This window comes from Methylobacterium sp. J-092 (assembly GCF_022829325.1).
Lineage (GTDB): Bacteria > Pseudomonadota > Alphaproteobacteria > Rhizobiales > Beijerinckiaceae > Methylobacterium.
In genome coordinates this window covers 1-331 of sequence record NZ_JAKSXU010000181.1, presented here as the reverse complement: position 1 = coordinate 331, position 331 = coordinate 1, and the positions used below count along the sequence as shown (strand labels likewise).

At 74.0% G+C, this 331-nt stretch carries 1 pseudogene; it reads right to left on the bottom strand.

The features are described from left to right. Nucleotides 1-331: pseudogene (locus MKK60_RS21470) on the bottom strand (hypothetical protein); the annotation flags it as partial.

The window sequence follows — 331 nt, the reverse complement described above, 5'->3', positions numbered from 1 at the left end:
AACGCGCCCATCGCCCGCGCCGTGTGGGCCCCGCCGCGAAGGCCATGGCGCGCGGTCTGGGACGTGGCCTAGGCGGTGGCGATCACCTCGCCGGCCCGCTTCGTCATCTGCGCGCCCGAATTGGTGATCTCGTCCACCGTCGCCGCCGTCTCCTGCACCGCCGCGCACTGATCCTCCACCGAGGCCGCCCGCCCCTGCGCCCAGGCGCGGCTATCGGCCCCCGCCGCGCTCAGCTACGACGTCGCCGCACGGTTCGTCCCGGCCGGATCCGAAAGCCCCGAGACCATCCCGTTCAGCGTACGCCCGAGGCGACCGATCTCGTTGTGGCCGC